The following is a 26,410-nucleotide window of genomic DNA, read 5'->3' on the forward strand; positions in this document are numbered from 1 at the left end:
GGCGTGCGCCAACTCGAGGCTTGTTCCGAGACAGTTCCGACTCTCGTGTCGATGTCTTAGCGTCCGAATCAGCGAACCATCGAGGGTCCCAGGCGTTATTTGGCCCTGACTGACGTACCCTCCTCGATGGCAACACGCGTCAGGCTCGACGATTGGGAAGCGGCGGTCGACGAACTGCGCCGATTCGGTGACCCCGGAGGCGTGACGACTGGAGACGACTGGATTCGGCTCGATTTCGGCTCCGCACACGTCGAAGTGACGCAAACAGGTCACGTCAGTACGGGAATGCCACTCCACGAGTTCGAACGGGACGGGGAGGTAGACCTCTTGGTGGACCACAAGGAAGGAGCGCTCACGGTCGAGGCCGACAACGTGACCTACACGTTCAGAAGGCCTGGCGGGTGAAAAACCGCGAGTGATGAACTGCCCCTCCCGCCGACGGCTAGACGTCCGCAGCCAGCGTTTCGAGCGAGTCGTCCTCGTCGACGAACGTTGTCGCGAGGCTGGCTTCGGCCCGGCGGAGTCGGTAGGAGAGCGTCGATCGAGGGATCCCGAGTCGCTCGGCGAGGTCCGAGAGTTCGATCCGGCGCGGCGTCTCGTAGTAGCCGTGGTCGACTGCGGCTCGCAACGCGTCGCGCTGTTCGTCCGGCAGGTCCTCCGCGGGTTCGGGGTGGGACCGGTCCGGATCGAGTTCCGTCAGCCGCAGCATCTCCATTCCCGTACACTCGCCGACCTCCTCGCCTAACGCGTCGAAGAACTCGTGGATCGGCGCGTCGCTTCCCAGCACGATCCGCCAGCGGTAGCGCCGGCCCTCGCGGTAGGTCTCGAAGAGGAGCCCCTCGCCGAGATACTCGAGGGCCACGTGGGGAACCGACGTACAGACCTCGGTTCGATCCCAGTAGGTGTAGACGACTAATGTGTCGTTCGAGCGGTCGAGCACCTGCACCTCACAATCCGCGCCGCAGTCGTCTTTCACGAGACAGTCCGCGAAGAATTCCGCCGTTTTGTAGGCCTTCTCGAGGGCCTCGAGCGCCTCCGGGGAGCCCTCCGCGTGGTCGACCCGCCAGAGGCTGTCGCTCGTGACGTGACACGACAGCGAACGAATCGACGCGTCGGGGTAGTCGGCGAGCACGTCGGCGACCGGGTTCGTCCTCGATTCGTACTCGAGGGCGAAGACGAATTCTCTCATTAGCCCTACAAAGGGGGGCACACGCCAAAGGGGTTTCTCGATGGCTGCTGTAGGGGTAGCCGATGGTGCCGGTATCGATGGTCGTGCTCTCGAACGTCACGCACTGGGTTCAGGACTTCTGGGTGTTCTATCGTCGCTATACGGACACAACGGTCCACACGGCGTCGACGGCAGCACTCGCCATCTTCGGGATCCTCGTCTTCGTCGACCCGTGGTTCGCGGCGGTCGCGATATTCTGTTACGTCGTTCCACCGATCGCACTGTACGTCCTCGCGGACGATCCGGTTCCCGGCCCGGAACGCCCCATCGATCGGCGCGGTTCCGAGGAGCAGGCGACGGAGACGCGCGGTCGAGCCGTCGACTCTGTGGCCGTGCGGGGTGAAACGGCTCGCTCGAGCGGCGAGGACGGTGGCTCGAGAGTGGTTCCGAACGACAAGTCCGAGGCCGGAGACGCGGACACCGACAGCGACATCCACTCCGACGACGGAGACACTGATTCAGATAGCGATGGTACAGATACCGATTCTGACAGCGACGGTACGGACACTGATTCCGACAGCGATTCCGACGACGGCGACACCGACTCGGATTCCGACGACTAATTGAACCACTCGAGTACACGTCTCGAGCAGCGCCCAGCCAGCGTCGGAGACGGAATGTTAAGACGATCGGCTTGCATTCTCCGGGAATGGACTCGAAGAGCGACTCCGAACGCGACAGCGGTGAGCGCAAAACGGAATTTGACGGCATCACGGCCCGTGGCGTCGGCGCGCTGTTCGCTCTCGGATTCCTCGGTATCGTCGCACTGGCGGCCACGACCCCCGCACAACTGGCCGACATCCCCGAGGCCGCAGACGTTCCCGTGGTATTGCTCGTCGCCGCAGTCATCGTCCAGTCGTCGATCCTCCTCGTAATCGCCGTCTTGATCGGCTGCTATACCGCACCCAGAGTCGGGCTTCGCTCGCACGTCCTCGAGCGAGTCACCCGCGGCACACCGATCCTTCCGCGACTCCGCGAGGAATTCCCCATCGCTGCCGGACTCGGTATCGCCGCTGGACTCGCGATCGTCTTGGCGGAAGCCGTCCTCGCACCGACGCCCGCGAACGCGCCGGGATCGGCCGACGCGACCATCGGTGCCGTACTCGCGAGCGTTCCGCTCCGATTCCTTTACGGCGGGATCACCGAGGAACTGCTCCTGCGCTGGGGCTTCATGTCGCTCGTCGCGTTCGGCCTCTGGAAGACGGTCGGCCGGACGTCGGCCGAGCCGTCCTCGAGACTGATGGCCAGCGCAGTTACAATCGCCGCTGTCGTCTTCGGAATCGGCCACTTGCCCGCCGCACTGGCGCTCTACGGCGAGTTGACGCCCGAGGTCGTCACCTGGATCGTCCTCGGCAACGCGATCGGCGGGCTGGCGTTCGGATGGCTGTTCTGGAAGCGGAGTCTCGAGGCGGCCATGCTCGCTCACGGCTTCGCGCACGTGGTGTTCGTCGCGCTGTCGCTCGTGATCGTGGCCGTTTGAGCGAAGCAGGCAGAGAGTACTGGCCGGGAGCGCGACTCGAGCAGACGCGAGAGTCGCGCGATCCGGGGGAGGGCAGGCTGTCAACAGTTACTCACCGCGAACGGCGAAGCCGTGAGCGGGCCGACGACTGATGTGACCGAACGACTGAAACGAGTGAGAGAACGGAAGGAGGAGTGCTTTTAATCGAATTTTTGCCGAGGGCCGGCGAAGCCGGCCCGTGGTTCGAGAGAGCTCCGCTCTCTCGTCATCACGAAAGGCGCGAGCGCCTTTCGAACGACAGAGCAAAACTTCGTTTCTAGAAGCCTTTGCCGAGCAATTCGCGTGCGATAACGTTCTTCTGGATCTCGCTGGTTCCCTCGTAGATCTGGGTGATCTTCGAGTCGCGGTAGAAGCGCTCGACGGGGAAGTCGTTGACGTAGCCGGAGCCGCCGTGGATCTGGACGGCTTCGTTCGAAACGTCGACGGCGACGCGGGAGGTGTACTCCTTGGCCATCGACGCGAGTTTCGTGATGTCGTTGCCCTGGTCGACGTTCCAGGCGGCCTTGTAGGTCAGGTTGCGGGCGGCTTCCGTCTGGGTCGCCATATCGGCGAGTTTGTGCTGGATGGCCTGGAACTCGCTGATCGGCTGGCCGAACTGTTCGCGGTCCTGGGCGTACTCGAGGGCCGCGCGAAGCGCACCCTTGGCGATACCGACGCCCTGTGCGGCGACGCCGGTTCGGGTGGCGTCGAAGAACTGCATCTGCTGCATGAACGCAGCGTCCTGCGTGCCGATGAGGTTCTCCTCGGGGACGCGGACGTTATCGAAGATGAGTTCGGCGGTGTCGGAGGCTCGAATGCCGAGCTTCCCGGTGATTTTCTCCGAACTAAAGCCGTCGCGATCGGACTCGACGACGATCTGGCTGAAGCCGTTGTATCGGCCCTCGGCGTCGGGGTTGGTCTTACAGAGGACGACGAAGAAGTCGCCGACGGTGCCGTTGGTGATCCACATCTTGTTGCCGTTGACGACCCACTCGTCGCCGTCCTTCTCGGCGCGCGTGGAGACGGAAGAGACGTCGGAGCCGGTGTCTGGTTCCGAAATCGCAGCGCCCGAGATCTTCTCGCCCATCGCGACGGGCTCTAAGAAGCGCTCCTTCTGGTCTTCGTTCCCGAACTCCTGGATGGCTTCGGTCCCGAACGAACAGGCCATGATCGAGAGCGCGATGCCGGGATCCCAGGAGAACAGTTCCTCGGCGATGAGCACCGACTCGAGCGTCGAGTAGCCCGCGCCACCGTACTCGATCGGGATCGACGAGCCGACCAGGCCCATGTCGGCGGCCTTATCGACGATTTCGTGGGGGAACGTTTCTTCGACGTCGTACTTTTCGGCTTCTGGGACGATTTCGTTCTTGGCGAACCGCTCGACTTCCTCGCGAATCTGTTCCTGCTCTTCGGAGATACCGAATTCCATGTGAACGTGTTCCTAGGCCAGCGGTAAAGAACTTTGTAACCGGGAGTAAACTGAACTATAGTTTCCGACGGGCGGAGGGAAACGTTGAAACACGTGCCGATTGCATGTGTACCCATGGAGTTAGAAGACATCAACACCGTCGCAGTTCTCGGCGCAGGGAATATGGGCCACGGCATCGCGGAGGTCGTCGCGATGGCTGGCTACGATGTCAACATGCGCGACATCAAAGGCGAGTTCGTCCAGAACGGCTACGACCAGATTGAGTGGTCGCTCGGGAAACTCGCCGAAAACGACCAGCTCACCGAAGACGAAGCCGAGGCCGCCCTAGAGCGGGTCACCCCGCTCGTCGACATGGAGGAGGCCTGTGGCGACGCGGATGTCGTCATCGAGGCCGTGCCGGAGCAGATGGAGATCAAAGAGGATGTCTACACCGAACTCGAGGCAGTCGCTCCCGACCGCGCGATTTTCGCGACGAACACCTCGAGTCTCTCGATCACGGACCTCGCGGAGTTTACCGAGCGCCCCGAGCAGTTCTGCGGGATGCACTTCTTCAACCCGCCGGTTCGGATGGACCTCGTCGAAGTCATCTCGGGCGCGGAGTCGGGCGACGAAACGCTCGACGTGATCGAGGAACTGGCCGAAGATATCGGGAAGTCGCCCGTTCGCGTACACAAGGACTCGCCCGGTTTCATCGTGAACCGTATTCTCGTTCCCCTAATGAACGAGGCCTGCTGGCTCGTCAGCGAGGACGAAGCCACCATCGCCGAGGTCGACTCGACGACGAAGTACGACATGGGGCTCCCGATGGGGTCGTTCGAACTCGCCGACCTCACCGGAATCGATGTCGGCTATCACGTTCTCGACTACATGCACGAGGTGCTGGGCGAGGCGTACGAGCCGAGCCCACTGTTCGTCGACAAGGTTGAAAAGGAAGAGCTCGGCAAGAAGACCGGGAAGGGCTTCTACGACTACGAGGACGGTCCGGGTGCCGACATCCCGACCGACGAGCAGTCCGATCTCGTCAAGGCGCGACTGGTCGCCTCGATGGCGAACGAAGTCGCCAAACTGATCGGTAACGACGTCGCACCGCCGGCGTCCATTGACGAGGCGACCAAACTCGGCGCGGGTTTCCCTGACGGCCCCGTGAAGATGGTCGACCAGTTCGGCCTCAAGAACGCCCTCGAGGCGCTCGAGGAGGCCTACGAGAAGACGGGCCACGAACGCTACGAGCCCGCCGACTACCTCGAGGAACGCGCCGGCGAGGGTGGCTTCTACGAGCAGACGGCCGACAACGGACGTGCCGACTTCGACGCAATCCGCGTCGAGTACCCTGGCAATATGGTCGGCCACATCGTCCTCGACCGACCCCACCGAATGAACACGATCAGCGGCGAACTGCTCGAGGAGCTCTCGACGGCGATCGACCTGCTCTCCGACGACGACGAGGTTCGTTCGATCCTCATCACCGGCGAGGGCGAGAAGGCTTTCTCCGCGGGTGCGGACGTCCAGAGCATGGCCGCAGGCGGTGCGGACCCGATTCAGGCCCAGGAGCTCTCGAAGAAAGGACAGTCCACGTTCGGCAAGCTCGAGGCCTGCGACATGCCCGTTGTCGCCGGTGTCGACGGCTTCTGTCTCGGCGGCGGGATGGAGATGGCAACCTGTGCCGACATGCGCGTCGCGAGCGAGCGATCGTCGTTCGGCCAGCCCGAACTCGATCTCGGGCTGCTCCCCGGGTGGGGCGGTACCCAGCGGCTCAAGCACATCATCGGTGAGGGCCGCGCGAAGGAGATCATCCTCACGGCCGAGCGCTACGAGGCCGAGACGATGGCAGACTACGGCTTCGTTAACGATGTCGTCGGCAACGACGAACTCGAGGACGCGGCGCTCGATCTGGCGGCCGACCTCGCGGGTGGGCCACCGATCGCCCAGAAATTCACCAAGCGCGCGATGCTCGCCGGTCGCGACGACACCGACGCCGGCCTCGAGTACGAGGCCTCCGCGTTCGGCCACCTGATGGCGACCGACGACCTCATGGAGGGGATGACGGCCTTCATGGGTGACGGCGAGCCGAACTTCGAGGGGAAGTAAGGGGCGTCGAACGGTTCGCAGCGCGAGTCGTTCGAAAGGAAGTCCGAGTTCGAAGGGAAATAAGAGGTATCGGAGTCGTCGGCCGACGCCGATCGGCGGCCAGCGACACCGGTCCGTGACCGGTGTCTCCTCGAGTTCGTGGTATCCACGTCTCTCGGAACGGGTATATTTTCAAGACGGTCACGACTCCGTAGCTGTGTCCGCCGGTTATCGAGTTCGCCGTGTCCACTTCGGGCTGAAACAGTCTGAATTATGATAACTGGTCGCGAGATTTATCACCAAGAGGTACCATTGATGGCCCGTGGCAGTATTCGATGATGAGAACCGAGGGGGCAACCAATGAGTGAGGATCTCGAAGTGCTCGTCGTAGACGACGAGGCTCGACTTGCCGACCTGTTCGCCGCGTGGCTGCAGGGCGAGTGGAGCGTCGATACGGCCTACGACGGCGAAGAGGCGCTCGAGAAGATGGCCGACTCCGTCGAGGTCGTGCTGCTGGACCGCCGCATGCCGGGACTCTCCGGTGACGAAGTGCTGGCGGAGATCAGGGACGCCGGCTACGACTCACGGGTGGTAATGGTCACAGCGGTCGATCCCGACTTCGACATCATCGAGATGGGCTTCGACGACTATCTCGTCAAGCCAGTCTCGAAGGACGAACTCGTCGAGATCGTTGACCACGTCGCCGATCGATCGAAATACGAGTCAGATATCCAGGAGTACTACGCGCTGGTCTCGAAGACAGCGCTGCTGGAGTCCGAGAAGGCAGACCGCGAACTCGCGGACAACGAGGAGTATCAGGACCTCCGCGAGCGCGTCGCGGAACTCGAAGAGCGAGTCGACGAGTCGGTCTCCGGGATGACCTCTCACGACGACTTCGTCGGCGCGTTTCAGGATCTCCAGTCCGAGAACTATAGTAGTCACTGAACGTCGATGCACACGTGATCGTACGAGGGAAGCGCGGTTCGGAGCGTACGCGGTTCGGAGCGAACGAAGTGAGCGAGAACCGCGGAAAGCGAGCGGGGAGGAACGACCCGCGAGCTGTGCGATCAGTGTGTCAACCAGTTCAATTGTTACTATAACGCCGGCCGTTCGACTCGGCGTCGAACGCGAACTCGAACCGGGCCCCTCCGGCTTCGCTCTCCGCTGCGGTAACTGACCAGCCGTGTCCAGTAGCGACTTCTCTGACGACCCACAGCCCGATTCCGAGCCCGTCCGACGACGACGATACGGACGGATCGAACAGCTCGTGGCGCATGTTCTCGGGTAACCCCGTGCCATCGTCCTCAACGAAGAAGCCGCGCGGTTCGGTGGGCGTCCCGCCGCCCGACTCGAGGAGCCCGATTCGAATCGAGAGTCCTGCGTCAGCGTCTTCGACCGCCTCTCGCTGAGCCTGCGACGCGGGGCTCGTCGAGCCGTGTTCGACTGCGTTGCGAAACAGATTCTCGAGCAACCGTAACAGCCGCGATCGATCGGCCTCGACGGCGGTGGTTTCCGCGATGGAGAGCGACGCATCGGCCGTGGAGACGTACTCCCAGGCGTCGCGTGCGACCGACTCGAGGTCGACGGGTTCGGTGTCGGTCGCCCACTGGCCGTCTCGGGCGATCGCCAGGACGTCTTCGACGATCGACTCCATTCGATCGAGTCCGTCGCGGACGTTTTCGGCGTGCTCGAGCGATTCGGTCTCCTCGAGTAAGTCGAGATAGCCCTGGGCGACGCTCAACGGATTTCGGAGGTCGTGGCTGACGATTCGTGCGAAGGCGTCGAGGCGTTCGTTCTGTTCGCGGAGTTTCCGTTCGCTTCGCTTGCGTTCGGTGACGTCGCGGATAACGGCGACCGAGCCCAGATACTCCCCATCGTGGACGAGCACGGCGACCTGAGCCTCACACGGGATTCGGTCGCCGGTTTTCGTCTCGAGGGATAGCTCGAGGGTGTCGGTCCCGGTCCCGCTGGAGAGCAGCGAGCGAATCTTCGCCTCGCCGGCTTTGATATCGTCCTGATCGAAGACGAGCGAGGTGTGTTCGCCCAGCAGTCCCTCGCGGCTGTAGCCGGTCATCTCCGTGAGGGCGTCGTTGACCGTCATGAAGTGGCCGTGCTCATCGAGGACGTACATGCCGTCACCGGCCGTCTCGACGAGACGTTCGTACCGCCGGAGGGTTCGTTCTTGCTGCTCGAGTTGTCCGCGGGCGACGATCGTCTCGAGGACGTGTGAGCTCGCGGCCGCGGCCGAACGGATCGCCGTCCGTTCGGCCTCGGTGAACGGCTCGAGGGCGTAGACGACGAACACGCCGTAGACATCGTCGCTCGAGGAGAGCGGGGCGACGGCGACGGCGCGGGCGCCGTGATCGAAGGCGTGGTCGCCGAACGGAACGGCGTCGCGGTCGCTCGCGATGTGCTGGAACGTCTGGAGTTCGCCCGTCCGAAGTGCGCGTTCGAGCAGCGGGTGCTCACCGTCGCCGATGGGAAAGGTTCGTTGCATCGGCCACTCCATGCTGTCGGGATCGGTCAGCCACGGGACGACCTCGCGCTCACCGCGATCGTACTCGCCGATCCAGGCGAACCCGAACCGGTCGGTGGCCGTGAACCCCTCGCGGAGGATTTGCTCGACAGCGACGGGTGAGGTCACGTCGACGAGGCGTCTCCTGACATCGCTGACGATGGCCTCGAGATCGTCGGGGAGGTCGGGAGTCCGTCGGTCGTCGGCAGTCGCGTCCGCGTCGCTCGAATCGTCGGTCTCACCGGCCGTACCGGATTCGTTCTCCGCCCCGGTAGCCACGGCACCTGACGGTGTGTCGATCCGTCTCGCAACGGCATCGGCCAGCCGATCCGGCGATTCGGTGTCTTCGGTGCGTGCGACCACTTCGCTGAGGACGGCGACGGATCCTGCGTCCGTTTCGGTGTCGCCCCAGTGAACGAACGTCGGCGTCTCTGCGGACTCGGATTCGACGGTGTCGACGAGTGTCGGTACGTTCGCGACCGTGCTCGCGTCGATGACGATCGCGTCGATCGACTGCCGTGTGAGTCGCTCGACGGCGTCGGAAGCGCACTGGGCGACGACGACGTTGACCGGTGTGTCGGTCAGCGCGAGCGTCACGGACGCCCGCGTCGAGCGATCGCTACTCACACAGAGGACGCGTGGTCGGCTCATCTCAACTCGACTCCGTTGGGTGGTCCATCTCCATCACGGCGATTCGTCGTTGCTAGACGATCGAAGGCGACCGCAACAGATTGTTCTTTCGACACAACTGTTGCACTGACCGGCCCACGAGGCATTACTACTGTTCGTCAGTGGCCCGCCGTGTTGGTGGTTTCGGCCAAGGCGGAGATAGCACGCGCGAAACCCAGGTTCCAGTCCGAGACCGAACTGCGGCTGACCGGTTCGACGGCCGTTAGGACGGCGCCTGGCCGTAGATCAGGTTCCGCTGGATTTCGTTCGAGCCCTCGTAGATGACGGGGATACGCACGTCACGGTAGACCCGGGCGATTCGGCGTTCGTCAAGCACCGAGCGACCGCCGTGGAACTGCATGCCACGTTCGGCGACGTCGACAGCCGTTTCCGTCGCGCTCGTCTTTGACAGCGCCGCCCAGTACCCCTCGTTCTCGCCGTTTTCGACCTTCTCGCAGGCTCGCCAGGCGAGCGACCGGGCGCGTTCGAATCCCATCAGCATATCCGCGAGTCCGTGCTGGACCGCCTGAAAGTCGCTGATCGTCCGGCCGAACTGCTCGCGATCGTGGACGAACTCCCAGGTCTCCTCGATGGCAGCCGCCGCGAGTCCGAGACCGTGGCCGGAGACGGCGACCCGACCGTGGTTGAAAAAGTCCGCGAGCATCCAGAAGCCCGCCCCCTCCGAGCCGATGAGGTTCTCCTCGGGGATGCGACAGTCCTCGAGTTCGATGTGGGCCTGCTTCGAGGCACGCATCGCCATCTTCTCGGGGATGTGCTCGGCGTCGTAGCCGTCGGTATCCGTCGGCACGATAAAGAGCGAGTGGTTGCCGTACCGGTTGGTCTCGTCGTCGTCCGTCCGCGCGTAGAGCGTGATCCAGTCCGCCTCGACGCCGTTCCCGATCCAATACTTTTCGCCGTTGATGACGTACTCGTCACCATCCTTTTCCGCCGTCGTCTCCATTCCCGTGAGATCGCTGCCGGTGTCGGGTTCAGAGACCGCGAGCCCCGAGCGCTGGTCGCCTTCCGCGACCGGGCGGATGTACTCCTCGCACTGCTCGTCGGTCCCGTACTCGCAGGTCATCTTGCAGCCGAAACTCGCCAGTTGGAGCGTCAGCGCGATGCCCGCGTCCGCGCGGTAGAACTCTTCAGTGAGTGCGAGCAACTGGGGCAGGTCGAGCCCACGACCGCCCCACTCCTCCGGGATGTCTTGGGCGACGAGGTTCGCCTCCTGACCGGCCTCGAGGATCTCCTCCGGGTAGGTCCCCTCCTGGTAGTGTTCCTGTGCGTTCGGTTCGATGTGTTCGCGAGCGAACTCGCGAGCCTCGGCTTTGATCTCGTGGGCGTGGTCCGGAACGATACTCTCGTCGAGTAGATCCATATCGTGTCATACGGCAGCACGGTGGATATATTCGCGGGGCAACAGTGCAAGCCCTGGGACAGGCCCGCGGAACACCAGCGGCCGCTGAACCACCTACGCCTCACCGAAGCGCCCGTATCAGTTCGTCGGTGCTCGCGATCTCTGCGGCCCGTCGTTCCAACCGCCACCTATCCCAGAGCACGTCACAGAGGATGTGAACGTAGAGGACGACGCCGGTCAGGATCGCGAGCGAGACGCTCGAGAGCGCGATCATCGGGACGACGACGCCGAGGATGAGGAGGTGACTCGCCAGCCTCGAGAGGAGTCCGACGTCACCCGCGTCGAAGATCCGCCGCTGGTCGGCGACGGTCGCAGCGGGATTCGTGAAACAGAACCGAACGGCGCTCCAGCGTCCCGTCTTGAGCCGGGCGATGAGAAAGTGATCGAGGTCGACGAGCACGCCGACCGCGGTGCCGTAGGCGACGAGGACCGGAACCGGAATCAGCTCTCCGAAGATGGTGACCGGTGACAGTGCGAAGCCGAGAACGCCGGCGACGGCGAACGAGACGAGGGCGTGGTGTTTCGAGTAGATCGATCGTCACCTGACCGATGCGACGGCGTCGGCCCACTAAACCGTCCCGCCGGGTTGCCGGGATCGTGTCGGGTCAGCGTCCTCGAGAAGCGTCTCGACCGACGACTCAACCGGCGAACCCCGAGAGGAGCCACTCGTCGTCATCGTCGTCACCGATGCTCGGTGCGCTGACAAGCACGAACGCGCTCTCCTCGTCGCCGTTTTGGATCTGGCGCGTCGAGGCCGGCGGGATCCACAGCGCGTCGCCGGTCTCCATCTCGATCGGTTCGTCGTCGATGAGGACCGTTGCGGCCCCCTCGATCAGCACGTAGATCTCCTCGTGCTCGTTGTCCGTGTGGTCGTGTGGCTTGCTGTTCCAGCCCGGGTCGCAGCGTGCAACCGTCACGCCGACCTGTTCGGTCTCGAGCGGGTCGCTCAGGAAGTGCATCGCACTCGAGACCTGATCGACGTCCTCGTAATTTACCTTCCGATAGCTCATGGCTCTCCATTGGACGGGAAACCAGTAAAACTACGCGTTCCGCGGCGGACGGCGAGAAATCGTTCGGCCGGGCGATGCCTCGAGCGTGGCGTCGCGGCTAACAGTCGTCGCAACTGCAGTCGTCGGCACACGTACAGACCGGATCACAGGCGCAGTCGGGTTCACAACAGGCAAACATTGGTACAGTGTACCACTGTGGAGAGCACGAGCATAACTGTTGTGGGAATTTCGGGAGACGGTACGACGTCGATGCGAGTCGCTCGATTCCGTTCCGGTCAGCGCACATCGGCGGCGGTTCGATCGTGACGATTGGGTCGTGCCATCGTTGTGACTCGAAGGCGGAGGGAGAAGACAACCTTTTTTGGGGGGTAGCCGGAGTTGAGGAAGATAATGGCCTCCGACTCCGATGATCCGGTCTACTACGTCATTAGTGACCTCCACATCGGCGGCGACGAACAACTCGAGGAAGTCGAGTTCCTCGACGAGTTGTACGAGTTTCTCGAGCGACTGGAAGCGACCGACGAGAACGCGGAGCTGATTATCAACGGCGATGCGTTCGGGTTGTGGGAGTTTACGACGGTCGAGGGCATCGAAAAGTTCGACGTACTCGAAGAGACGTATCCGGAACTCTTCGAGCAGTTGCGCGCGACCGGCGAGAACGTCCAGATTACGCTCCTGCCGGGGAATCACGATCACGAACTCGCCGCATACGACGAGTACGTCGAGCGCCTTGCCGAGTACAACGTGACGCTCGTCCAAGACCGATCGATTACGCGGTCAGTCGGCGAGCAGGCGATTCACTTCGAGCACGGCCACCAGCAGGATCCGAACAATCGAATCGAAGATTGGGGAAACCCCCACTCGACGCCGCTCGGCTACTACTACAATACGCTCGTCACGAGCCGGGCCGGGCAGCTCTCGGATCGCGGTCGGTACAACTGGCTGAAGGACGTTCAGGCGGTGACGCCGACCGAACGGATGCCGGTGTGGCTCCTCTCGAAGTACTTCTATCGAGAGATGAACCCGCTGTTGCGGTACTCGCTGGTTCCGTTCCTGTTGCTGTTCAATATCAGTGCGATCATTGCAGTGCTGGCGGGACTGAACATCGCAGGTATCTGGTCGATGCCGGTCGATCGGACGGAAACGTTTCTCGGTCAGTTCGGCACGGCCGGGACGGTAGCCTGGTTCATCCTCGCGCTCAACGCGGGCGTCGCCGGCTTGCTGTTGCTCGTCGGAGTCCCGCTGCACTTTATCCGACGCGACATCAGGAAAACCGTTGACCGATTCGGGGTGTTCGAAACTGAGATGACCGTCGATCCCGAAACGCCGTACGAGGAGGCCGCCAGCGACGTCTTCGAGGAGCAGTCGGAGACGACGATCTTTTGCTACGGTCACACGCACCGCCCGACGATCAAAGAAATCGACGGCGGAGTCCTCGTCAATAGCGGAACGTGGTTGAAGCGTCTCCACCGGAAAGACGGGATCATCGGGATCCTTCCACCGGTCTTTCACCCGTCCTACCAGCTGGCTGCAGTCCGGATCGCCCCCGAACAGTCGGGTGTGGCCGTCGAATTCGAAGAGATCACGAAGCCAAGCCCTGCGCCGGAAGAACTGACGCGCACTGAGCGGTTTTTCACCGTCGGCCGAGAACCCCGTCCCGAACTACCAGACCGGTACGTCGTGGACGAAGAGACGGTAGAGACCTCCCGAAAGGCGACTCCGGATTCATCCCCGCCCTAAAGGGCGAGGCTTTCTCCTTCATTATCCGTAAGTTGGGCACCCCAACGGATTATTCTCGCGGAGCAGTAGAGACGAAACCGTGTGCGTCGTCTAGTTGTCTTGTGAGATCGGATCGAAGCTGTCGACGGGAATCACGGAATAGTCGACCGTCAGCGCGTCCTTCGTCGCGCGAATCTTTCCGACGAACGTCGAGATGTCCTCGAGTTCGCCCTCCAGGACGAACAGTTCCATGCAGTAGTGGTCGCCGACGTGGCTGTGGAAGTTCGAGGCCACGAGATCCTCGTGTTCGTGGCGCAGGTGCATCATGCGCTCTTCGACGCTGGTCGTCTCGTAGTCGAAGAGGACGGTAACGATACCCATCAGCTCTCGGTCCTCGAGGCGGGTGTCCTCGAACTCGCCTAGGAGATTACGGGAGGCCTCTCGGACGACTTCGCTGCGGCCGGTGTAGCCGTGTTCGTCCGCAAACTGGTCGAGTCGCTCGAGGAGTTCGTCCGGCATGGAGACGCTTACGACTGCCATATAATAACTCGAGGGGCATAAACTATTAAGCCTTATCATATATCTGGCGCTCGAGCCGGTCGGGATGGTATCCGATCCGCCGGTTCGTCGGCACACACTGTTTTCTGACTCGACCGTGAGCAGCGTGTATGTACCTTCCAGACCGAACCTGGCCGGAGGTCGGCGAGTACGTCGCGGACGAGTCGCTCGCCGTCGTCCCGCTTGGCTCCACCGAACAGCACGGTCCCCATCTCCCGGAGGGGACTGACCACATGATCGCCGAGGCGCTCGCCCGCGAGGCGACCGATCGGACCGGCTTTCTCTGTACGCCGCCGGTGCAGATCGGCGTCAGCTCCCACCATCGGCAGTTCCCCGGCACGATGTGGGTCGAAGCCCCGGTGTTCCGGGACTACGTCGAGAGCCTGTCGCGGAACCTCACCTACCACGGCATCGACCGGATCGTCTACGTCAACGCTCACGGGGGCAACGTTTCCCACCTCCGGGAGGTCGGCCGACGGCTCCACGACGACGGGACGGCCTACGCCATCGAGTGGATGTGGGACGAGTCGATCCCCGGGCTGATCGAGGAAGTTTTCGAGACGCCGGGTCCCCACGGCGGTCCCAAGGAGACCGCGATGATCATGCACATCGCCGAGAAACTCGTTCGCGACGATCGCCTCGAGGACGCCCGCGACGGCGGCGCAGTCTTCGATTACGACGCCGAACGGGTCCACGGTGCGACCACCTTCTACGATTGTATCGAGAACAGTCCGAACGGCGTTTTCGGCGACCAGACGGACGCGACGCCCGAAATCGGCGAAGAGCTGTTCGAGGCCGCGACGGACCAGCTCGTTGCCTTACTCGAGTGGCTCGACGCCCGCCCGATCGACGATCTCATGCCCGAACCGCCGCTCGAGCCGTAGCCGCCGGTGGGAGATTGGTGTTGCTCGGCGTCGGAGTACCCTGCTCTAACGTCGTGTAGCCTGTGTCGTTCCCGTTTCGGTTGGGAAACGGGGGACGCCGAAAGGCAGGTCGAGGACGCCGCGCGCCGGCCTTCCCGTCTCGCTGGACTTATGCGCTCGAGACGCCTGACACAGTCAATGAGCGACCGAACGGAGTCGTCGGGGACGAGGTTCTGGACGGCCGGCGACGACCGGGCAACGATGGCGTGTTGCCAGACACTCGTCGACACGGTCGAAGACGGCGTCTTCCGGCTTGATGCCGACGACCGTTTTCTCGCGATCGACGACGCACTCCTCGAGACGACAGGCTACGCGCGCGATGCGGTCCTCGGCGAACACGTCTCGCTCCTGTTTCCGAGGTCGGACGCCGAAACGCTCGAAGGAGCCGTTCGAAACGACAGCGACGGCGTCACGTCCCTCGAGCTCCTGATCCGAACGAGCGACGGCACCACGATTCCCTGTGACTGTCGAGTGAACGGCGTGCGGGTCGACGACCGGTTTCGAGGATCGATCGTGACCGTTCGGGAACTCGAGGCGTCCGCCACTGAGACCGACAGCGTGTCCGAACGAACGAGTTCCCCCTCACCGTCTGCCACGTTCGAAGCGGCGACGACGGTCCTCGAAGAAGCCGACGTCGGCGTCTTCGTTCTCGACGACGAGTTCGATGTTGCCTGGATCAACGAGGCGACAGAGCGATACTTCGGTCTCGATCGGGAGGCAGTCGTCGGCCGGGACAAACACCGGCTAATCGACGAGTCGATCGCGGGTCGACTCGCCGACCCTGACGCGTTCACCGAGGCCGTCACCGCAACCTACGCGGACAACAGCTCCGTCGAGCGCTTCGAGTGTCACGTCACCGCGGGCGACGAGCGCGAGGAGCGCTGGCTCGAACACCGGAGTAAACCGATCGACACCGGACGGTACGCCGGCGGCCGAATCGAACTCTACTACGATGTCACTGCACAGCACGACCGGGTGAGCCAGCTGCGACGGCTGAACGAGGCCGTCCGGGAGTGGCTCGCCGAGGACTCTCGCGAGCGGATCGCCGAACTGGCGAGCCGTCACGTTCGGGAGATCCTCGATCTCGAGATCAACGGCGTGTTCTGTTACGACGACGAGACGCGGACGCTCCACCCCGCTGGCTGGTCCGATCCGGCGGAGGCGTTGCTCGGCGACATTCCGTCGTTCGCGCCGGGAGAGGGCATCGCCTGGCGCGTTTTCGAGACCGGAGAACCGGTCATCTACGACGACGTCACGACCGATTCGGACGTTTACAACCCGGACACGCCGATCCGCAGCGAGATCTGCCTGCCCATTGGCGACCACGGTATCCTCATCATCGGCTCCGAGCAGCCGACCGAGTTCGACGACGGCGATCTCTCCCTGGCGAAAATCGTCGCCTCGAGCCTCGAGGTGATCTTCGATCGGATCCGTCACGAGCGCCACCTCGAGCGCGAGCGAACTCAGACGGAGAAACTGCTCCAGACGGCCCCGATCGGCATCTCGGTCGAGGACGCGGACGGTGAGACCGTGCTCGCAAACCAGCGGGTACAGAAGCGCGTGGATTCGATGGCGGAGGCGGCGCTCGGCGAAACGGAGATGGTGCGAGAGTGGGCCGTCCGCGATGCCTCGGGCGAACCGATCGAGCCCGGATCGAACCCGTCGGCCCGGGTCAGGGAGACTGGCGAACCGGTGTTCGACGAAGAGCTCGTCGTCGAGGGGCCGACGGGCGAACGCCGGTGGCTCTCGGTCAACGCCGTCCCGGTGTTCGACGCCGACGGTGGGCTCGAGCGCGTGATCTCCAGCGCGGAGGACATCACGGCACTCAAAGAGCGCAAGCGTCGCCTCGAGCGCCGGAAAAGCGAACTGGAGACGGAGCTGAGCGAGATCTTCGGTCGAATCTCTGATGGCTTCTACGCGCTCGACGAGGAGTTCCGGTTCACGCACGTCAACGAAACCGCCGAACGGCTACTGGACCGGTCGCGAAGGGAGTTGCTCGGGACCGTGCTGTGGGACATTTATCCCGAGGTCGCGGGATCCGAACTCAAGGAACGATACGGGGAAGCGTTGACCACGCAGGAGCCGGTCTCGTTCGAGCAGTACGTCGAACCGATGGGTATCTGGGCGCAGGTGCAGGTTTACCCCTCCGAAACCGGCCTCTCCATCTACTTCCGGGACGTCACCGAGGAGAAAACCCGCGAGCGGGAGCTGATCACCTACGAAACGATCTTCGAGACGGTCGAAGACGGCATCTACGTCATCGACGGCGAGGGACGGTTCACGGCCGCCAACGAGGCCTACGCCGCCATGACCGGCTACGATCGCGACGAACTGATCGGGACCCACGCCTCGATCGTCGTCGACGAATCAGTGATGGATCTCGCGCGCGAAATCGCCGCCGAGGAGAGCGACGTGCCGACGGTCGAAGCCGAACTCGAGACGAAAGCCGGAGGTTGCGTGCCGATCGAAGCGACGGTGACCGCGCTCTCAGTGACCGGTTCCGATCGCGAACGCGTCGGCGTCGTCCGGGACGTCACCAAGCGCAAGGAGCGCCAGCGAAAACTCGAGGCGAGCGAACAACGCTATCGGACCCTCGCGGAGAACTTCCCGAACGGGACCGTCGGCCTGTACGACGAGAATCTGCGGTACACGGCCGCCGGCGGGCAACTGCTCGACGAGCTCGGGATCGACCGTGACGACGTGATCGGCCAGACGATCGCCGACCGGTATCCCGAGACTATCCTCGAGACGGTCGAACCCCACTTCCGGGCCGCACTCGAGGGCGAGGAGCGGTCGTTCGATCTGCGCTACCACGGCCGGGAGCTACTGGCCCACACCCTCCCGGTCCAGACGGACGGCACCGTTCGTCGGGGGATGCTCGTCGTGCAGGACATCACCGAACGGAAGGCCTACGAGCGGAAACTCGAGGAGTCGAACGAGCGACTCGAGCAGTTCGCCTACGCTGCCAGCCACGACCTCCAGGAGCCGTTGCGGATGGTTACGAGCTACCTCCAGCTGATCGAATCCCGCTACGCGGACGAACTCGACGACGACGCCGAGGAGTTCATCGCGTTTGCCGTCGACGGTGCCGACCGGATGCGCGAGATGATCGACGGACTGCTCGAGTACTCCCGCGTCGAGACGCGGGGCGATCCGTTCGAGTTGGTCGATCTCGACGACGTGCTCGAGGACGTTCGGCGGGACCTCGAATTACAGGTCGACGAGAGCGGGGCCGTAATCGAGACGCCGGACACATTGCCTGCGATTTGTGGCGACAGGAGTCAGCTCCGGCAGGTGTTCCAGAACCTGCTCGCCAACGCGATCGAGTACAGCGACGACGAGCCGCGCGTGACCGTCTCGGCCGAACGCGACGGACAACGGTGGACCGTCTCGGTCAGCGACGAGGGGATCGGCATCGACCCGGACGACGCTGACCGTGTCTTCGATATCTTCCAGCGACTCCACAGTCACGAGGAACACGACGGCACCGGGATCGGGCTCGCGCTCTGTCAACGTATCGTCGAACGCCACGGCGGTGAGATCTGGGTCGACTCCGAACCCGGGAAGGGGTCGACGTTCTCGATGACGCTGCCGGTGGCCGAATGAGCTCCCCACCAGCGAGGGCACTGGCCAGGTGCTGATCGCTGGGACGGAAATCGGCCCCTGCCGTGATTCAATCACGTGTATTCAATCTTGAATGTGTGAAAGTCACCCGAACGTTTACTACTGTCTACCACACTTGATCAATCATGTCCACCGACCAAGCAGGCCTGTCACTCCGATTCGGCGCGGGACGGTTCGAAGAACAGTTGCTCTACCTGATCCTCATTCTCCAACTGACGCTGGGGGCGATGCTCGTCGTTGTCACAGTCGGGTGGCTGTTCTTCTCGTTCAATCACCTCTCGTACTCGGCGCAGTCAGTCGTCTACCTTCTCTGGATCGTTCCGATACTGATCGGGTTAGCGGCGCCGCTTTACTTTCTCACGCAGCTGTACGAATGAGATCTGCGCCAGCGTGAGCGACGTGGTTTCGACCGGCGTGGTGGTTCGGTAGTGGTGGTGTGTCGAATGCGGGCCGCTGATCCGGCCCTCCGCCCTCCCTCGAGCGTTTCGCGCTCGGTTCTCGAGCGGTGGGAGACTCCAGTCGGTTTCGTGACTGTATCTCGAGTCCGTCAATCACCCGGGTGGGAGTTCTCCTGTGAGGCGGGCCAGAATCGGCAGCCACAGGGGTGGGCCGTTCCCTCGCTCGGCCCGCGGACGGTTACGGCGGTGATCAGGTTGCCACAGGTCGGACACTCGGGCAGCGTCGATCGATCGGTCGTCGATCGCTCCTCCGTCGCCTGCGACGACGTGTCGCTCATCGCGCCTCCCGGCCGGGCGATGGACGGGGCGCTCGAGGCGGGCGGTTCATCGGTCGTGCGGGACGTTTATATCCCGTCGAAATAGACGTAATCATGGCTTCAACCCGTCGTGGGGTTGGAAGCCACGTCTCGGGTGTCTCAGCACCCGGGGCATTTCGGCGCATGCCCCCGGCGACTGGTGTGGAGAGTGGCTTCCGTTCTAATTGTTGAACTATTGTTGCTTATATCTACTGCTAATGAGTGGCGAGGAGAGTGTTCGATCGAGGGGGAGTGCCGCTTTCGTTTGGTTCTTGGCCGTCTGAGGTCCTTCAGCCAGAAATTCGTTAGTCAAATCCGTATTTGACCTGTAGGAAGAGTGCGAGAAGAAACACCCCTATACCGAGGACGAGAACGACAGTCGTTACCGATTCAGGAGCCGTCGTTATCTCGAACTGCTGTTCGACCTGATTGACCAGCAGAGCGAACGCACAAACACTCATCAGAGCCCATACGGCTATTTTGTAGCTGTCTGCACTCGAACGGTACAGGCTAAGCGTGGCCAACAGAATGGCACCGAAGAACGACAGATGTAATATAATCCCGAGTTCCGAACTGGAGAGATACAGTACTCCGCTCTCCAAAGTGTGTTCTATATAATCTGTCATTTGCGCTTTTGAAGATTCTCTGGTCAAATAATTCTTCGGAGCAAGCAGGACGTTAGCAGCACTTGTATAATATCGCCAGCTCTCGTCAGAGAGAACTTGTATATGCACAATTCACTGGTCCACTAGTGTGTTTTACTTTAAATCACTCACCGGAAATTGGAAGTCGTAAAGGCGGACTGAGACAACAGCTATATATCCAACCACCTGTTCGTCCCAGCAAAGCGGTGCACGACGTGATTTCGATACCTACTCGATCGAATCGGCTGTTGCTCGCCGTATCGTTCGTCTGCTTCGCCGTTGCCGGTCTTCTCACCAGTGCCGTCGACACACTCGTGCCGACCCTCGCGGCCACCGCGGTCGCCATCGCAGGCGTCTACTGCGTCGCCCGCTACGCGACCCGCGTCTCCCGGCGGACGCTCGCCAATCTCTCGCTCGCGTTCTGGGTCGCCTTCCTCGCCGTCGCCGGCGTCCACGTGATTGGTCTCGAGACCGTCGGCGCTGCCATCCCTGGCAACGCGTCGACGTACGTCCACTCGCTGACCGCGATCACCTGGGGCACGCTGCTCATCGCCGCCGCGGCGACGGTCTTCCTGGGCTTCCGCGAGTACGGCGCGACCTCGAGTGCCGACGCCCCCGAAGAGCAGATCCTCGAGAGCGAATCCGACTACTCGACGCGGTAACGATCGATAGCTGTTTTCGGCACGATTCTCGGGTCTCGAGCCGACGGGAGGTTCTTGTTGCAGTTCTTGGTGACCGACTGTGATACTCACTCGAGAGGCGTCTCGAGATCCCGAAGCCGGACGACGAACCCCCGAGCGCCGCTCTCAGCTGACCCGGTAACTCGCCGCGATCCCTTCACCCAGTGGGAGCACGATCGTCTCGAAATCGGGATCGTCGGTCACGCGCTCGAGGTAGTCCGCGATCCCCCGCGTGTGTTCGTTCACGTCGTCGGGCGCTCCGCCCTCCGCGATTGTTAGCAACGCCTCGAAATCGATCGGGCCGGCGGTTATCGCGTTGTCCGCGATCACGACGCCGCCGACGGGGACCTTCGAGCGGACGGCCTCGAACGCGTCCGCGTACCGGTGTTTCTGGTGGTCGATCAACACCACGTCGAACGGGCCCGTGTAGTCCTCGACGGTCTCCATCGCGTCGCCCAGTTCGTACTGCGCGAGGTCGTCGTACCCGCCCCGATCCATGTACTCTCGAGCGAGCTCGAGTTCGTCCTCGTCGACCTCCGTGAGCACGATTTCGCCGTCGTCGGGCAGCGCCGCTGCCATCCAGTACGCCGAGTAACCGTAGCCGGAGCCGAACTCGAAGATCCGCTCCGCGTCGGCCATCCGGGCGACGAACCGCAAGAATGCACCGACCTCGGGACCGACGTGGGGGAACCCCTCCCGTTCGGCGTAGTCGTCCATCTCGCTCAGCGTCTCGTCGGGGTCGGGTCCGACCGCGCGAACGAAGCGAGCGATCTCGTCCGAGAGAACATCGACCATACGGCTCCTTACGGCGGCACCGATATCAAAGCCAGTGGCCTTTTCACGACCCGCTGCGGACTCGAGACCGAGAACCAGTGACGCTGATGACGGCCCTCGCAGGAATGATCTTCGGACTCGCCCTCGCCGCACCGCCGGGACCCATGAACGCAATCATCGCCGAGGAGAGCGTCGTTCGCGGCTGGATGGCCGGCTTTCGGGCCGGACTGGGCGCGATGTCAGCCGACGTGCTCTTCTTCGTGCTCACGCTCGCCGGCGCGGTCGCCGTCATCGATCAGTTTCCGGTGGCTCGGCCGCTTCTCTACCTCGTCGGCGGCGTCCTCATGCTGTACTTCGCCGTCGGCGCGATCCGAGAGGCCAGAGCCGCAGCCACGTTCACCGCCGACGGCGACCACGCCGTCTCGACGGGGTTCCGAAAGACGTTCGCCCTCTCGTTGACCAACCCCTACCAGATCGGCTTCTGGCTCACCGTCGGCGTCGGCTTACTCGAGTCCGGCACGCTCGACGTGCTCTCGCACGTCCCGGGCGCCGGCGCGGCGCTCGAGGGTGCGCTGACCGTCCAGACCGGTTCGCCGACGCTGCTCGTCGGCTTCTTCGCCGGCATCGCGGTCTGGATCGTCGTCTACCCCGCCGCGCTGGTCGCAGCGGGCCGGCGCGTCGACGCCTTTGCACCCGTCGTCGCCGCGCTGAGCGCGGTCGTCCTGGTCGGCTTCGGACTCCTCTTTCTCGCGATTGGGGCGCTCCGCATCGTCTGAAGCGAGGCGAAGCGCGACTTCCACGAAAAACGACCGACTGCCGAATCAGAACCGGTCGGATCGATCGTCGGACTCCTCGCGGTCCTTCTCACCGGTCGAGTCCTTAGCACCGTTCGATTGCACGGAGTCGTCGCCTTCCGTCCCCGACGTATCGGCGTCGTCAACGTTCGTCTCCGCATCGTCCCACCCAGACCACGGTCTCGAGTCGGTATCCGATCCTGCCGAACCGTCCCGATCCGACTCGTCGGACCAGCCGTCCAGGTCGTCCCACGCGGTCGAACCGTCCCACGTGGGTTCGTCTCGAGCCGTGTCGCGTCGGTCGCTCGAGGGGGACTCATCACCTCGACCGATCCCGTCGGCGTCGGTCCCGCGGCCCCAGTCCACCGTCTCGCGGGGATCGCGACCGGCTGATCGATCAGGAGCGGCCCCCGTCCCGTCGTCGGCTCGAACCCCTGTCCGCTGTTCCGGGATGAGGTCGAGCGCGTCGTCCGTATCGCCGAGGATCAACAGCGCGTGATAGCGCACGAAGCTCCGAACGGGTGCTTCGAGCGCCGCGACGACGTACTGATAGGCCAGATAGGCGAAGACCAACAGGACGACCGCAACCCAGACGAGGTTCGGATGGATCGCTTCGAATAGCAGCGCCACGAGGACGAACGCGATGATCCCGAAAAAGGTGAGGAAGAATCCGATCATCGCGAACAGCATCCAGAAGGCGAACCCGATCAGCCAGGCGATCAGGAGGTAGCCGACCGTCCCGCTCCAGTTCGACGCCAGCGTCGGGGCGAACCGTCGCCAGGCGGCGATCGGGCCACACGCCTGCTGCAGCATGATCGGAACTACGAACGCCGTTGTGAGCGTATAGACCGCGTACCAGCCGACGCCGATGCCGATCGCGGAGAGTATTACGAGCGCGAGTTGTTGGTTCGTCACGTCTGCAACGTCGGTGACGTTGCCGCCGAGGATCACGGCCGAGACGGGAATCGCGAGCGCGACGATCAGCCCGAGCCACAGCAGGACCCGGAACGCTAGCAGCCACAGGGCGCGGCCGAGGTTCGCACGACCGTACCGCCGCAGATGGATCGCCTCAGATCGGAGCGACTCGACGAAGACGAACTCGAGCAGCGCGGCGAGATACCTGAACGCGGCGTAGATCGCGAGAACGATCAGAAGTACCGCCGTTGCGATCCACCGGACGTCGGGATCGTCGACCCCTTCTGCAATCGCCTCCATCGGGACGTTGAAAAACTGCGTCGTAACGGTGATCCCGCCGAGAAAGAGGACGACGAGCGCGAGTTTGAGCCAGCCGACGGAGCCCAGGGCTCCGAAATACCGCTTCGTGATCGCGAAGGCGTCACCCAGGGTATCGATCGTATACATATCGCTCTTTCAATTATTTCGAACTGTCAAATAGGTGCTGATACGTTTTAGGCGAACCGATGCGCCTCACTCCCCGGAGTAGCCACCCGCGAGAAAACAATTCTCTATGCGAACGCCACTGACGCAACGAAGCACGGAAAGCGGACTGCACGACTGGCGAATCGGTAGCGATGCTCCCGGCAGGACTGTCGGCCGAGGGTGGATCGCGTCGACGCGGGCGACGGAACCGCTATCCCATCGCTGCGATCTCGTCTTCGAGCCACTCGCTGAACCACTTCACGCGCTTGAGTCGCTGGTGGGCGATGCTCTCGGCGGTGTCGCTCCGGACGCGCGAGGCGGCGTCGTAGCCGCGTTCTAGGACCCGTTCGACCATCTCGTCGGTATCCATGTGCGTGCGAGCCTCGTAGCCCATCCGGAGGAGCATGAGCGCAGTGCCGTTTGCGCCGACCTTGTCGAGTAGGTCGGCCTCGATGAGACACTGCGTCTCGAGTGCGAGGTCGGTCAACTCGCCCTGATAGGAGTGGTGTTCGATCGCGCGACACACCTGTTCGATAAACGATTCGGGGTACTCCGCGCGGGACTCGAGGTACTCGCGGGCGACGCGAGCGCCGGCCTCGGCGTGGAGTTCCTGATCGGTCTCGAGTTTGGCGACGTCGTGAAAGAGTGCGGCGACGCGCGTGACGTCGGGGTCCGCGCCCTCCTCGTGAGCGATCTCTTCGGCGAGTTCGACCACGTTGAGGATGTGGTTGTGCCGGTACTCCGCGGAGTGCCACGGATACCAGCGCATCCGGCCGCCTTCTTCCTCTTTTTCGACGCTCGCCGCGAGATACTCGAAGACAAAGCCCTTCATCTCCTCGAACTCGGCGTCGGTCACCCTGGTCTCTTTTATCTCGACGCCCACGAGAGATCCCTCCGCAGTAAACGAACGATAGTCATTACCGGAATGTTAGGTCGTTTCGCTCTTTAGCCTTTGGTTCATCTCAGATCCGTCTCGCCGTGAGACGGACACGAATTCAGGTGGGTGCCGCCTGTCGGTATCGTCGATTCGGAGCCGATCGCTCGCGTACGGATGACAATCTCGCTCGATGAGGAGGTCAGGAAACGGCACGCCTGACGACGTTCGGTTCGAACGATGTCCCGCGCGACCGTTCCGCCGGCCACGTTCCGGCGAAATATGCACGAATTTCCGTTAAAGTCAAACAGGCGGCTGGGAAAGTGGGGGTATGAGCAGCGAACAGGAACAGGAGTCGATTCGGTGTCTCGTCGCCAAAGTCGGTCTCGACGGTCACGACCGGGGAGCCCACGTTATCGCGCGGGCCTTCCGCGACGCCGGCTTCGAGGTCATCTACTCCGGACTGCACAAGGCCCCCGAAGAGATCGTGCAGGCGACCGTCCAGGAAGACGTCGACGTCCTCGGCATCTCGATCCTCTCGGGCGCACACGACACGCTCGTCCCGAAGATCATGGACGGCCTCGAGGAGTACGGCGCGAAAGAGGACACTCTCGTCTTAGCCGGCGGCGTCATCCCTGACGAGGATCGCGCGGAACTCGAGGCACAGGGCGTCTCGGCGATCTTCGGGCCCGGAACGTCGATCGAGGAGACGATCGAGTTCGTCCGCGAGAACGCCCCCGAACGATGACAGCCGACGAGGAACTGCTCAAGGCCTTGCTCGCGGGCGAACACCGCGCGCTGGCTCGAGTGATCTCGAAGATCGAGAACCGCTCGCCGGGCTACCGGGACCTGGTCTCCGAACTGTACGCACACACGGGTGAAGCCGACGTCATCGGCATCACGGGCAGCCCCGGCGCGGGGAAATCGACCTTGGTCGACAAACTCGCCGAAACCTACCGCGACCGCGGCGAGACGGTCGGCGTCATCGCGATCGATCCCTCCTCACCGTTCACGGGGGGTGCTGTACTGGGCGATCGTATTCGGATGGCCTCCACCGTCGGCGACATGGACGTCTTCGTGCGCTCGATGAGCGCCCGCGGCACGCTCGGCGGCCTCTCCACGGCCACCGCGGACGCGGTCAAGGCGATGGACGCCTTCGGCAAGGACAAGATCATCATCGAGACCGTCGGCGCCGGCCAAAACGAGATCGACATCGTCCGCACGGCAGATACCGTGGCCGTCCTCGTCCCCCCGGGATCGGGCGACGATATTCAGACCCTGAAGGCCGGCATCCTCGAGATAGCGGACGTCTTCGTGGTCAACAAAGCCGATCGACCCGGCTCGGACCGGACGGTCCAGGAACTGCGAGACATGATCCAACTCGGCGACGGTGGTGGCGGGATGGGCGGCGGCGATGGCAGCCACCACAGCCAGGAGGTCATCGACGCCCACGACGACTGGGACGGCGAGGTCGACGACGAAGCGGAGGTAACGGGCTGGACCACTCCGATCGTCGAAACCGTCGCCACGAAGGGTGAGGGTGTCGACGACCTCATCGACGAGTTCGGGAACCATCGAACCTACCTCGTCGATTCCGGCGAGCACGCCGAGCAGGTTCGTGGCCGCTACGCCGAGGAAATTCGGACGCTGCTGCGCGAGGACGTCCACGCTCTGCTCGAGGACCGACTCGCCGAGCGCGGCGGGATCGACGACCTCGCGGAGTCCGTCCGTCAGGGCGAGACCGATCCCTATTCGATCACCGGCGAGTTGCTCGATCCCGTCGAGGACTGTCTCGACGAACTCGAGACGCGCGGCGAAAACGGTTAACCGGGCCGATCCGCTGGAATCGACCG

25 protein-coding genes are annotated in these 26,410 nt (G+C 63.2%); 13 read left to right on the forward strand and 12 right to left on the reverse strand.

All coding sequences use genetic code 11. The features are described 5' to 3' along the window. The first annotated feature begins 126 nt into the window (after positions 1–126). Positions 127–405, forward strand: coding sequence for a hypothetical protein (locus NATTI_RS0104625; protein WP_006089218.1), 279 nt, complete (start codon positions 127–129; stop codon positions 403–405). A gap of 37 nt (positions 406–442) precedes the next feature. Here NATTI_RS0104625 and NATTI_RS0104630 read toward each other — a convergent pair whose 3' ends face one another. Next, positions 443–1,189: a helix-turn-helix domain-containing protein gene (locus NATTI_RS0104630; protein WP_006089217.1), complete on the reverse strand. Its 747-nt coding sequence runs from the start codon at positions 1,187–1,189 to the stop codon at positions 443–445. 62 nt (positions 1,190–1,251) lie between these two features. Between NATTI_RS0104630 and NATTI_RS0104635 the strand changes: the two genes are divergently transcribed. After that, positions 1,252–1,791, forward strand: coding sequence for a hypothetical protein (locus tag NATTI_RS0104635; RefSeq protein ID WP_006089216.1), 540 nt, complete (start codon positions 1,252–1,254; stop codon positions 1,789–1,791). Between the two features lie 86 nt (positions 1,792–1,877). Then, positions 1,878–2,708 (forward strand): CPBP family intramembrane glutamic endopeptidase, encoded by an 831-nt coding sequence (locus NATTI_RS0104640; protein WP_006089215.1) that lies wholly within the window; start codon positions 1,878–1,880, stop codon positions 2,706–2,708. 295 nt (positions 2,709–3,003) lie between these two features. Here NATTI_RS0104640 and NATTI_RS0104645 read toward each other — a convergent pair whose 3' ends face one another. Then, entirely contained in the window at positions 3,004–4,155 is a 1,152-nt protein-coding gene (locus tag NATTI_RS0104645; protein WP_006089214.1) for an acyl-CoA dehydrogenase family protein, read from the reverse strand. A 114-nt stretch (positions 4,156–4,269) separates the two neighbouring features. Here NATTI_RS0104645 and NATTI_RS0104650 point away from each other — a divergent pair, with 114 nt between their 5' ends. Beyond that, positions 4,270–6,243, forward strand: coding sequence for a 3-hydroxyacyl-CoA dehydrogenase/enoyl-CoA hydratase family protein (locus NATTI_RS0104650; protein WP_006089213.1), 1,974 nt, complete (start codon positions 4,270–4,272; stop codon positions 6,241–6,243). 339 nt (positions 6,244–6,582) lie between these two features. Continuing rightward, on the forward strand, positions 6,583–7,167 hold the full coding sequence (locus tag NATTI_RS0104655) for a HalX domain-containing protein (protein ID WP_006089212.1): 585 nt from the start codon (positions 6,583–6,585) through the stop codon (positions 7,165–7,167). A 139-nt stretch (positions 7,168–7,306) separates the two neighbouring features. On the opposite strand, the gene NATTI_RS0104660 is transcribed toward NATTI_RS0104655, so the two are convergent. The 4 genes from NATTI_RS0104660 to NATTI_RS0104680 form a co-directional block, all read right to left on the reverse strand. After that, complete coding sequence (locus NATTI_RS0104660) at positions 7,307–9,388, reverse strand: sensor histidine kinase (protein ID WP_019991640.1); 2,082 nt, start codon at positions 9,386–9,388, stop codon at positions 7,307–7,309. A gap of 241 nt (positions 9,389–9,629) precedes the next feature. Then, positions 9,630–10,784, reverse strand: coding sequence for an acyl-CoA dehydrogenase family protein (locus NATTI_RS0104665; protein ID WP_006089209.1), 1,155 nt, complete (start codon positions 10,782–10,784; stop codon positions 9,630–9,632). Positions 10,785–10,884: 100 nt separating this feature from the next. Next, positions 10,885–11,223, reverse strand: coding sequence for a hypothetical protein (locus NATTI_RS0104670; protein ID WP_006089208.1), 339 nt, complete (start codon positions 11,221–11,223; stop codon positions 10,885–10,887). 238 nt (positions 11,224–11,461) lie between these two features. Then, on the reverse strand, positions 11,462–11,833 hold the full coding sequence (locus tag NATTI_RS0104680; protein ID WP_006089207.1) for a cupin domain-containing protein: 372 nt from the start codon (positions 11,831–11,833) through the stop codon (positions 11,462–11,464). 390 nt (positions 11,834–12,223) lie between these two features. On the opposite strand from NATTI_RS0104680, the gene NATTI_RS0104685 reads away from it, so the two are divergent. Then, a complete protein-coding gene (locus NATTI_RS0104685; RefSeq protein ID WP_006089206.1) occupies positions 12,224–13,573 on the forward strand; it encodes a metallophosphoesterase in 1,350 nt (449 codons plus the stop codon). A 90-nt stretch (positions 13,574–13,663) separates the two neighbouring features. On the opposite strand, the gene nikR is transcribed toward NATTI_RS0104685, so the two are convergent. Beyond that, on the reverse strand, positions 13,664–14,092 hold the full coding sequence (gene nikR / locus NATTI_RS0104690) for a nickel-responsive transcriptional regulator NikR (protein ID WP_006089205.1): 429 nt from the start codon (positions 14,090–14,092) through the stop codon (positions 13,664–13,666). A 128-nt stretch (positions 14,093–14,220) separates the two neighbouring features. Between nikR and NATTI_RS0104695 the strand changes: the two genes are divergently transcribed. From NATTI_RS0104695 to NATTI_RS0104705, 3 genes are all read left to right on the forward strand, one after another. Further along, the gene (locus tag NATTI_RS0104695; RefSeq protein WP_006089204.1) at positions 14,221–14,994 is read left to right on the forward strand and encodes a creatininase family protein; all 774 of its coding nucleotides are present in this window, start codon (positions 14,221–14,223) and stop codon (positions 14,992–14,994) included. 177 nt (positions 14,995–15,171) lie between these two features. After that, positions 15,172–18,639, forward strand: coding sequence for a PAS domain S-box protein (locus NATTI_RS0104700; RefSeq protein WP_006089203.1), 3,468 nt, complete (start codon positions 15,172–15,174; stop codon positions 18,637–18,639). Positions 18,640–18,782: 143 nt separating this feature from the next. After that, positions 18,783–19,034 (forward strand): hypothetical protein, encoded by a 252-nt coding sequence (locus tag NATTI_RS0104705; protein ID WP_006089202.1) that lies wholly within the window; start codon positions 18,783–18,785, stop codon positions 19,032–19,034. 170 nt (positions 19,035–19,204) lie between these two features. On the opposite strand, the gene NATTI_RS0104710 is transcribed toward NATTI_RS0104705, so the two are convergent. Beyond that, positions 19,205–19,393, reverse strand: coding sequence for a hypothetical protein (locus tag NATTI_RS0104710; RefSeq protein ID WP_006089201.1), 189 nt, complete (start codon positions 19,391–19,393; stop codon positions 19,205–19,207). A gap of 323 nt (positions 19,394–19,716) precedes the next feature. Then, the gene (locus tag NATTI_RS0104715; RefSeq protein WP_006089200.1) at positions 19,717–20,037 is read right to left on the reverse strand and encodes a hypothetical protein; all 321 of its coding nucleotides are present in this window, start codon (positions 20,035–20,037) and stop codon (positions 19,717–19,719) included. Between the two features lie 224 nt (positions 20,038–20,261). Between NATTI_RS0104715 and NATTI_RS0104720 the strand changes: the two genes are divergently transcribed. Further along, positions 20,262–20,717: a hypothetical protein gene (locus NATTI_RS0104720; RefSeq protein ID WP_027119058.1), complete on the forward strand. Its 456-nt coding sequence runs from the start codon at positions 20,262–20,264 to the stop codon at positions 20,715–20,717. A gap of 144 nt (positions 20,718–20,861) precedes the next feature. On the opposite strand, the gene NATTI_RS0104725 is transcribed toward NATTI_RS0104720, so the two are convergent. Further along, positions 20,862–21,530 (reverse strand): O-methyltransferase, encoded by a 669-nt coding sequence (locus NATTI_RS0104725; protein ID WP_006089198.1) that lies wholly within the window; start codon positions 21,528–21,530, stop codon positions 20,862–20,864. Positions 21,531–21,616: 86 nt separating this feature from the next. Between NATTI_RS0104725 and NATTI_RS0104730 the strand changes: the two genes are divergently transcribed. Continuing rightward, entirely contained in the window at positions 21,617–22,285 is a 669-nt protein-coding gene (locus tag NATTI_RS0104730; protein WP_006089197.1) for a LysE family translocator, read from the forward strand. 45 nt (positions 22,286–22,330) lie between these two features. Here NATTI_RS0104730 and NATTI_RS0104735 read toward each other — a convergent pair whose 3' ends face one another. Beyond that, positions 22,331–23,665 carry a DUF7544 domain-containing protein gene (locus NATTI_RS0104735; RefSeq protein ID WP_006089196.1) on the reverse strand — a complete coding sequence of 445 codons (1,335 nt, stop codon included), beginning with the start codon at positions 23,663–23,665 and terminating at the stop codon, positions 22,331–22,333. 229 nt (positions 23,666–23,894) lie between these two features. Continuing rightward, a complete protein-coding gene (locus NATTI_RS0104740) occupies positions 23,895–24,566 on the reverse strand; it encodes an HD domain-containing protein (RefSeq protein WP_019991642.1) in 672 nt (223 codons plus the stop codon). Positions 24,567–24,888: 322 nt separating this feature from the next. Here NATTI_RS0104740 and NATTI_RS0104750 point away from each other — a divergent pair, with 322 nt between their 5' ends. Beyond that, a complete protein-coding gene (locus NATTI_RS0104750) occupies positions 24,889–25,305 on the forward strand; it encodes a cobalamin B12-binding domain-containing protein (RefSeq protein ID WP_006089193.1) in 417 nt (138 codons plus the stop codon). Then, entirely contained in the window at positions 25,302–26,384 is a 1,083-nt protein-coding gene (meaB, locus tag NATTI_RS0104755; protein WP_006089192.1) for a methylmalonyl Co-A mutase-associated GTPase MeaB, read from the forward strand. Before NATTI_RS0104750 ends, meaB begins: the two co-directional genes overlap by 4 nt. The last annotated feature ends 26 nt before the right edge of the window (positions 26,385–26,410 follow it).

It is taken from the genome of Natronorubrum tibetense GA33 (genome assembly GCF_000383975.1).
Classification (GTDB): Archaea; Halobacteriota; Halobacteria; order Halobacteriales; family Natrialbaceae; genus Natronorubrum; species Natronorubrum tibetense.